The organism is Roseburia sp. 1XD42-69 (assembly GCF_003612565.1).
GTDB lineage: Bacteria > Bacillota > Clostridia > Lachnospirales > Lachnospiraceae > Roseburia_B.
The window spans coordinates 21,173-27,614 of record NZ_RAZG01000053.1 but is presented as its reverse complement, the minus strand read 5'-3'; the positions used below and the strand labels follow the sequence as shown (position 1 = coordinate 27,614).

The window sequence follows — 6,442 nt, the reverse complement described above, 5'->3', positions numbered from 1 at the left end:
GGAAAATTATTATGAGCGAAGTAATGACAGTACAAGAAACATTTACAAGGTTAAATAAGCAGTTTGGAAATATAAACATTAAACAGTTGAGCGAATTGTCACCAGTGAAGGATGATATTGTATCTACTGGAATCATGGGGCTTGATATTGCCCTTGGTGTTGGAGGGATTAAGAAGGGAAGCATTGTGGAGATATATGGCCCTGAAAGTGGCGGTAAAACTACTCTTGCATTGCAGATATGTAAACAGTATCAACAGGAAAAACCAGTATTGTACATAGATACAGAGCGGACACTGACAAAAGAAACAATTGAGGGTATAGGAATTAAGGAAAAAAACTTCTATCTCATGCACGTGGAAAATTTGGAACAGGCATTAAATGTGTGCAAAGAATCAGCTTCGGCATTTAGTGCTATAGTTATTGATTCATTAGCAGGACTTGCACCCAAAGCACAGATAGATGGTGATATTGGCGATTCTCATGTAGGGACATTTTCTAAAATAATGTCGGATGCACTGTCTGTATTGACACCGATTCTTGATAATGCCGGATGTACACTGATTGTAATAAACCAGCTTCGTGAAAAGATAGGTGTTATGTTCGGAAATCCAGAACGTGCAACAGGAGGAAGGGCTTTAAAATATTATGTTTCTGTACGTCTGGATATGAGAGCGATTGAATCAATTAAAAGTGGTGGTGAAGAGATTGGACGGCGGACAAGAGTTAAAGTTGTGAAAAATAAGATAGCAACACCATTCAAAAGTACAGAGTTTGATATCATGTTTGGACATGGTATATCGGTTGAAGGTGACATTCTGGATCAGGCTGTAGAAAAAGAAGTTATCAATAAAAGTGGTTCCTTTTACGTTTATGACGGAAATAAGATTGGACAAGGCAGAGAGAATGCGAGGCAGTATCTGAAAGATAATCCGGCAGAATATAAAAAGATAGTAACCAAGTTAAGAAAAGTCTATAAGATTGCGTAGCAGTCTAATCAGGAAGAGAGGTATTAATATAATGAAAGAACAAAATATTGCACTGTTAGACGGATTCTGGGACAGGCTGGAAGATACGATTTATAGTAAGAATAGAACAAAAGTTGACGTGGCAAAACAATGCGGATTTGAAAGGAAGGTATTAAATAGGCGTAAAAATAGTTACATAATTCTTCCCTACCTTGCGAGAGTGTGTAGTGCATTGAACGTAAGCGCAGATTATTTGTTGTTTAGTGAGGAAGGGAGGGTATAAATGGCAAAACCAGAACATTTGTGGATAAATGGGCTATGGGATCGTATTTATGATGAGATCTACAGACAGGGAAAGACGAAAAAGGATATTGCTGAAAGGTGTGGATTTGGGAGAAAAAATCTTTTGGGGTATAACACTCCATCCATTCCCGTTTTTGCACTGTTGTGTAACGAATTAAATGTTAGTGCTGACTATCTGTTGTTTGGAAAAAGATGAATATGCATTAAAACAGGTATTGATTGTAAGAGTTATGCATAGAGACAGCAAAATAATGTAAAATGATATAGGCACTGGTGGGGCGTTTTTACCAGTGCTTTTTGTTTTAATGCGTTTTGGTTGTAATATATCTAAAACTAATGTATACTATATTTACAGAATTATTAGAAGGGTACTATCATGTGAGAGTGGAGAAAAGATAATGTGGTTTTGTCTGGGAAGTATTCAGTATGTTAGCAGCAGTGAAAGGATATTATGATGGAAAGCAAATAGTAATAGACGAAGCTGATCGTAAAAATCTAAATATTGGTGATGAAGTGATTATTACCATTTTAGATAGAGTCAGCGAACAAAAAGCTAAAACAAGAGCAGAGAAGAGACAACAGTTGATTGATTCTAATGCTTTTGTCATATCTTCTGGTAGAAGTGTGGAAGAAATAGATCAATATATAAGGGAGATGCGGGATAATGACAGATTTTAAAAAAATTTTCTTAGATACATCTCCGATTGCTTATTATTTAGAAAAGAGTGAGTTATATTATTTAAATATGAAAAGATTTTGGAAAGAGTATGACATTTGCGATTATGTGACATCGACTGTTACAGTGGCTGAGTATTTGACTTACCCATATCAACAGAATAATCTAAGTCTAGTTAATGCATTTAATTCTTTTATAGATGGAATGAATATAGAAATTAAAAGTATTGATGAAAAAATAGCAGATAAGGCGGCACAGATAAGGGCGAAATACAAGAGTTTTAAAGCGATGGATGCTTTACAGCTTGTGTAACGAATTGTGATCTATTTTTGACGAATGATAAGCAGTTAAGGCAGTTTGGGGAAATTAAGAGTATTACTGTAGAAGAATTATAAAGAATAAGACGGTAAAGCGCAGTTGGAAGAATATTGCTTCTGATTGTGCTTTTTTTGTTTACCATTTTACTTAGTTCGGTAGTGTTCGGGAAATATGCTTGTAAATGCTTGAAGCATAGGAAATATAAGGGTTTTCGATTATTTGAAATTTAATAGAATTGCTGTCAGAATAAAGAATATGTGTGATTTTGTGGATTGTTCGGTGGAGTGGTACAAATATTGTGATCTGATAAGCAAGAATGTGTTAAAAATACTGTATTTTCAATGATTTTCTCGTTTTGTGACTGCTGATAATGGGAACCTAAGATACAGCAAATACCCTAAAATTGGGGTATCGGTATTAGGTTCGTGTCTGTGTTGGTTCATAGCATGAAACTATAGTTAGTTATAACTACATATAGAGATATATAAAGAAAAATGTATATATTTTGTGGTTGGAATGGTGAGAAGTGCGAAAAGTGTTGGATTTTCAGGGGATTATGGGTGGTGATGGGGGACGGCGGGAAGGTTATTTTTTTATGTTCGATGAGGTTTAGAAAATAATGATTTGACTGTCAAAGTATTTATCTATATAGTTATGGTTTTATTTTCATGCAAAGATATTTTCTCTACTCATAATTAGCGTAAAAGATATAGCTACAAAAAGAGAAATAATAAGTGGAACATAAAATTAATAACTATATGGAAGGAAGCAAAAATCATGAGATTAGAAAACGACTTAAAATCACACAACAAGGAAACCTATGGGAAGCTGAAAGAAATTCTTAAAACCAATAATAGAACTTGCATCATACAGCCGACAGGATCAGGAAAATCGTATCTTATTTTGAAACTGATTGAGGATTATACAGCGTCCGGGAGAGACATCATTATTGTTGAATCTCAGAAATATATCTTTCAACAGTTAAAAAAGAAAATGGACAAATATGGAATGTCAAAACAAAATATAAAATTCCTTACATATTCCGCACTTGGCAGAATGAATGATGAAAAAATTCAAGAATATAATTTACCTAAATTAGTTCTTGTGGATGAGATGCACAGGGCAGGTGCGCCCAAATGGAATATTGGCTTGCAGAAAATGTTTGAAACTTTTCCTGATGACTGTAAATATATTGGCTTTTCCGCAACTCCAATCAGATTTTTGGATGGAAAACGGAATATGGCAGAAGAATTATTTGATGGATGCATTGCTAATGAATTAGGTTTAGCTGATGCGATACTAAGTCGTATCCTGCCCTTACCACGCTATATAGCAGGACTTTATACATATGATAATGAAGTAAATGCAATTACAAGGAAGATTCAAAGCAGTCGTAATACGGATGAAGAGAAGGAAAAATTGTTAGAAGATGTGGCGATCATGAAAAAGAATCTTGATAGAAGCAAAGGTATTTCTTCTATATTTAAGAAATATATTAATCAGGATAAAGGAAAGTATGTTGCGTTTTGTAATAATATAAGTCATTTAAAATTGATGCGATCCTGTTTGGAACAATGGTTTTCAGAAGCAGAGATATCATGCAATTTTTATGAAGTCCATTGCAAAAATCCAGAGAAAGATAAGCAATTCAACGCTTTTATGGCTGATACTGGATTATCTGTGTGTTTGTCAGTTGCAATGTTGTCAGAAGGCGTACATGGAATTGATGGAGTGATTCTTTTGAGGGATACCATGTCACCTAATTTATATTATCAACAAATTGGGCGTGTATTTGCAGTTGATATGGATACAGTACCTATTATATTTGATTTAGTGGCAAACTGTGAATCTATCATGGAGTGCAATTTGAAAAATGATTTGTTGGACACCATTGATAAAAGGGATAAAAACAAGGTTAATGAGGATGCTTGTGTTGATGATGAGCAGGATAATTATGGAAAATGTAATTCTGATGACTGTAATACAAAAGAAATTACTAGAGATGATATTGAAAGTTTCTTTGTATTCGATCAGGTGATTGATGCTGTGAATGCATTTAAGGAGATTGAGGGTAGGATTTTAGGTGAAGATTGGTCGAAAGAAGATGAGGACTTGGTGCGGCAGTATTATCCAAGTATAGGGACAAAAGTCAAATCTATGCTTTCAGTAGAGAGAAGTAATAAGGCAATAAAGCACAAAGCTCAAAAATTAGGCTTAGTTCATGAAAATTATAGAAAAAATATCTGGAAGGAAAAAGATAAAATTTTTTTGATAGAAAATTATAGTGTCTTATCTGTTAAAGGAATTGCTAAAGAGCTTGAAAAGTCTGAAAATTGTATTTATGCAATGGCAAATAGGCTAAAATTAACAAAACAATATTTTTATTGGAATGACGAGGAAATTGAAATACTGAAAAAGTATTATCCATTAGAAGGAATAGAGGTTGCGAAACGACTACCATATAAAACGGAAAGTCAATGCAGAACTAAGGCATATAGCTTGAAATTAATTAATATGAGTAATAAAACATCAAAATATAGGTATGTCACTTGGAATAAAAAAGATAAGAGATGGAATGTGGCGTTTTCTGTTAATGGCAAACTGATTCATTTCGGTTCTTTTACTAGTGAAGATGAAGCTGGAAGAGTAGCACTTGAAAAAGCAAGAGAATACGGTAAAGCTATTTAGTGTGACCAGACCGAACATAACGAAAAACAGGCCATTTTTCGTACTCATATGTGCTAAAAACATTGAAAAATAGGCGTTTTTATATGGACCATATTTGCAGTAATCCAGTGACCACAAGAATAAAAGCCAGCCTGAATTAACGGGCTGGTTTTTAAAATAAATCAAATATTATATTGATCCCTTTCCACACAAAGAATATCTTCAACGCCACAATCTAAGCATATGCAGATTTTTTCCAGTACGTCAAAATTAATCCTGGAAGTTTTATTGTGGCTAAGATTTCTTAATGTATTGACGGAAATTCCGGTATTTTTTGCTAATTGGTTTTGGGAAATATTTTTACTGTCTAACAGTTCACTAAGCATAATTTTCATATGAGCACCTTAAATTTATTTTTGGTAATCTAAGTTTTCCCCGTGATGGGATATTCTATGCATCGTAAAAAATCAGAAATCATTTAAATAGGCATACCCTCTTGATGTGATATAAATATTAAGATATAATATGACTATAACAAAGACAAGGAGGAATCCATATGGAAGCAATCAGGCCGTCTTCAGATTTAAGAAACCACTATAATGAAATATCAAGGCAATGTCATGAAGAAAGAAATCCGGTCATAATTACAGTAAATGGACGGGGAGATACAGCAATCATGGGGTTACAGGATTATTACCAGATGAAATCAGAATTGGAATTATTACGGACATTAGCAGAAGCGGAAGAAGATGCCGCAAATGGAAGGTTAGCACCCATGCAGAATACACTTGATGATATCCGAAAATCGCTTTTAGAGAGGAAATCCAATGAAATATAAAATTGTCAGGACAGATAAAGCGGATGAGCAGCTTAGAGAGATAATTTTCTATATTGCAGATGATTCTGGGAGTATAGATATTGCATTGAACTATCTGGATAAGATTGAAAAAGCAATAAACCGTTTAGGGGATTTTCCCATGTCCGGGAGCGTTCCAAGATATTCCATCCTGCGCAGACAAGGATATCGGGTTTTAATTGTAGAAAAACACTTGATATTTTATAAAGTGAATGAAAATAAAAAGACAGTCACTATATATGCCGTTGTTGATGGCAGACAGGAATATAAAAATCTTATATAAAGGAAAATTTCAGAAAGAATAAAACCCCAATTTCATAGTCATTAATATACAGAAATTAACTGCCGAAGTGCGATATTTGCATCAAGGCAGTTTTTTATTTCCATAAATGGAATAAAATAACGAACATACGTTCTTGACAAATACAAACACATGTTCTATACTTAGCTTTACCAGAAAAATAAAACGAGGGAGAGTTTATATGTTAATAGCTATTTTACCGGATTTATTGAAATTCGTGCTTCGATTAGGCATGATATTTGGTCTTGCCTTTATGTTGGCATGTACAGCATTGGTGATATATTGCATCATAAATGGAGATATAAAAATCAGCATAGTTAAAAGTGAAGATGAAAAAGAAGAGAAATAGTAAAGCA

10 protein-coding genes are annotated in these 6,442 nt (G+C 33.9%); 9 read left to right on the top strand and 1 reads right to left on the bottom strand.

The features are described 5' to 3' along the window. The 6 genes from recA to D7Y06_RS18425 all read left to right on the top strand — a co-directional run. A partial coding sequence (gene recA / locus D7Y06_RS18450) for a recombinase RecA (protein WP_207667353.1) occupies positions 1–986 on the top strand: 986 nt, incomplete at its 5' end. Positions 987–1,017: 31 nt separating this feature from the next. After that, on the top strand, positions 1,018–1,248 hold the full coding sequence (locus tag D7Y06_RS18445) for a hypothetical protein (RefSeq protein WP_120409191.1): 231 nt from the start codon (positions 1,018–1,020) through the stop codon (positions 1,246–1,248). After that, a complete protein-coding gene (locus D7Y06_RS18440; protein WP_120409190.1) occupies positions 1,249–1,464 on the top strand; it encodes a helix-turn-helix domain-containing protein in 216 nt (71 codons plus the stop codon). It begins immediately after the preceding gene. A 230-nt stretch (positions 1,465–1,694) separates the two neighbouring features. Continuing rightward, positions 1,695–1,946: a hypothetical protein gene (locus tag D7Y06_RS18435; protein WP_120409189.1), complete on the top strand. Its 252-nt coding sequence runs from the start codon at positions 1,695–1,697 to the stop codon at positions 1,944–1,946. Next, positions 1,933–2,256, top strand: a complete 324-nt coding sequence (locus tag D7Y06_RS18430) for a type II toxin-antitoxin system VapC family toxin (RefSeq protein WP_199714765.1) — start codon at positions 1,933–1,935, stop codon at positions 2,254–2,256. Before D7Y06_RS18435 ends, D7Y06_RS18430 begins: the two co-directional genes overlap by 14 nt. Before the next feature lie 783 nt (positions 2,257–3,039). Further along, positions 3,040–4,950: a DEAD/DEAH box helicase family protein gene (locus tag D7Y06_RS18425; RefSeq protein ID WP_120409188.1), complete on the top strand. Its 1,911-nt coding sequence runs from the start codon at positions 3,040–3,042 to the stop codon at positions 4,948–4,950. A 161-nt stretch (positions 4,951–5,111) separates the two neighbouring features. On the opposite strand, the gene D7Y06_RS28320 is transcribed toward D7Y06_RS18425, so the two are convergent. Continuing rightward, on the bottom strand, positions 5,112–5,315 hold the full coding sequence (locus tag D7Y06_RS28320) for a helix-turn-helix domain-containing protein (protein WP_243119393.1): 204 nt from the start codon (positions 5,313–5,315) through the stop codon (positions 5,112–5,114). Positions 5,316–5,485: 170 nt separating this feature from the next. Between D7Y06_RS28320 and D7Y06_RS18415 the strand changes: the two genes are divergently transcribed. The 3 genes from D7Y06_RS18415 (at position 5,486) to D7Y06_RS26085 (ending at position 6,435) form a co-directional block, all read left to right on the top strand. Then, on the top strand, positions 5,486–5,767 hold the full coding sequence (locus D7Y06_RS18415; RefSeq protein ID WP_120409186.1) for a type II toxin-antitoxin system Phd/YefM family antitoxin: 282 nt from the start codon (positions 5,486–5,488) through the stop codon (positions 5,765–5,767). Next, on the top strand, positions 5,757–6,068 hold the full coding sequence (locus D7Y06_RS18410; protein ID WP_120409185.1) for a type II toxin-antitoxin system RelE/ParE family toxin: 312 nt from the start codon (positions 5,757–5,759) through the stop codon (positions 6,066–6,068). Before D7Y06_RS18415 ends, D7Y06_RS18410 begins: the two co-directional genes overlap by 11 nt. A gap of 199 nt (positions 6,069–6,267) precedes the next feature. Further along, positions 6,268–6,435: a hypothetical protein gene (locus D7Y06_RS26085; protein ID WP_158591421.1), complete on the top strand. Its 168-nt coding sequence runs from the start codon at positions 6,268–6,270 to the stop codon at positions 6,433–6,435. Positions 6,436–6,442: the final 7 nt, after the last annotated feature.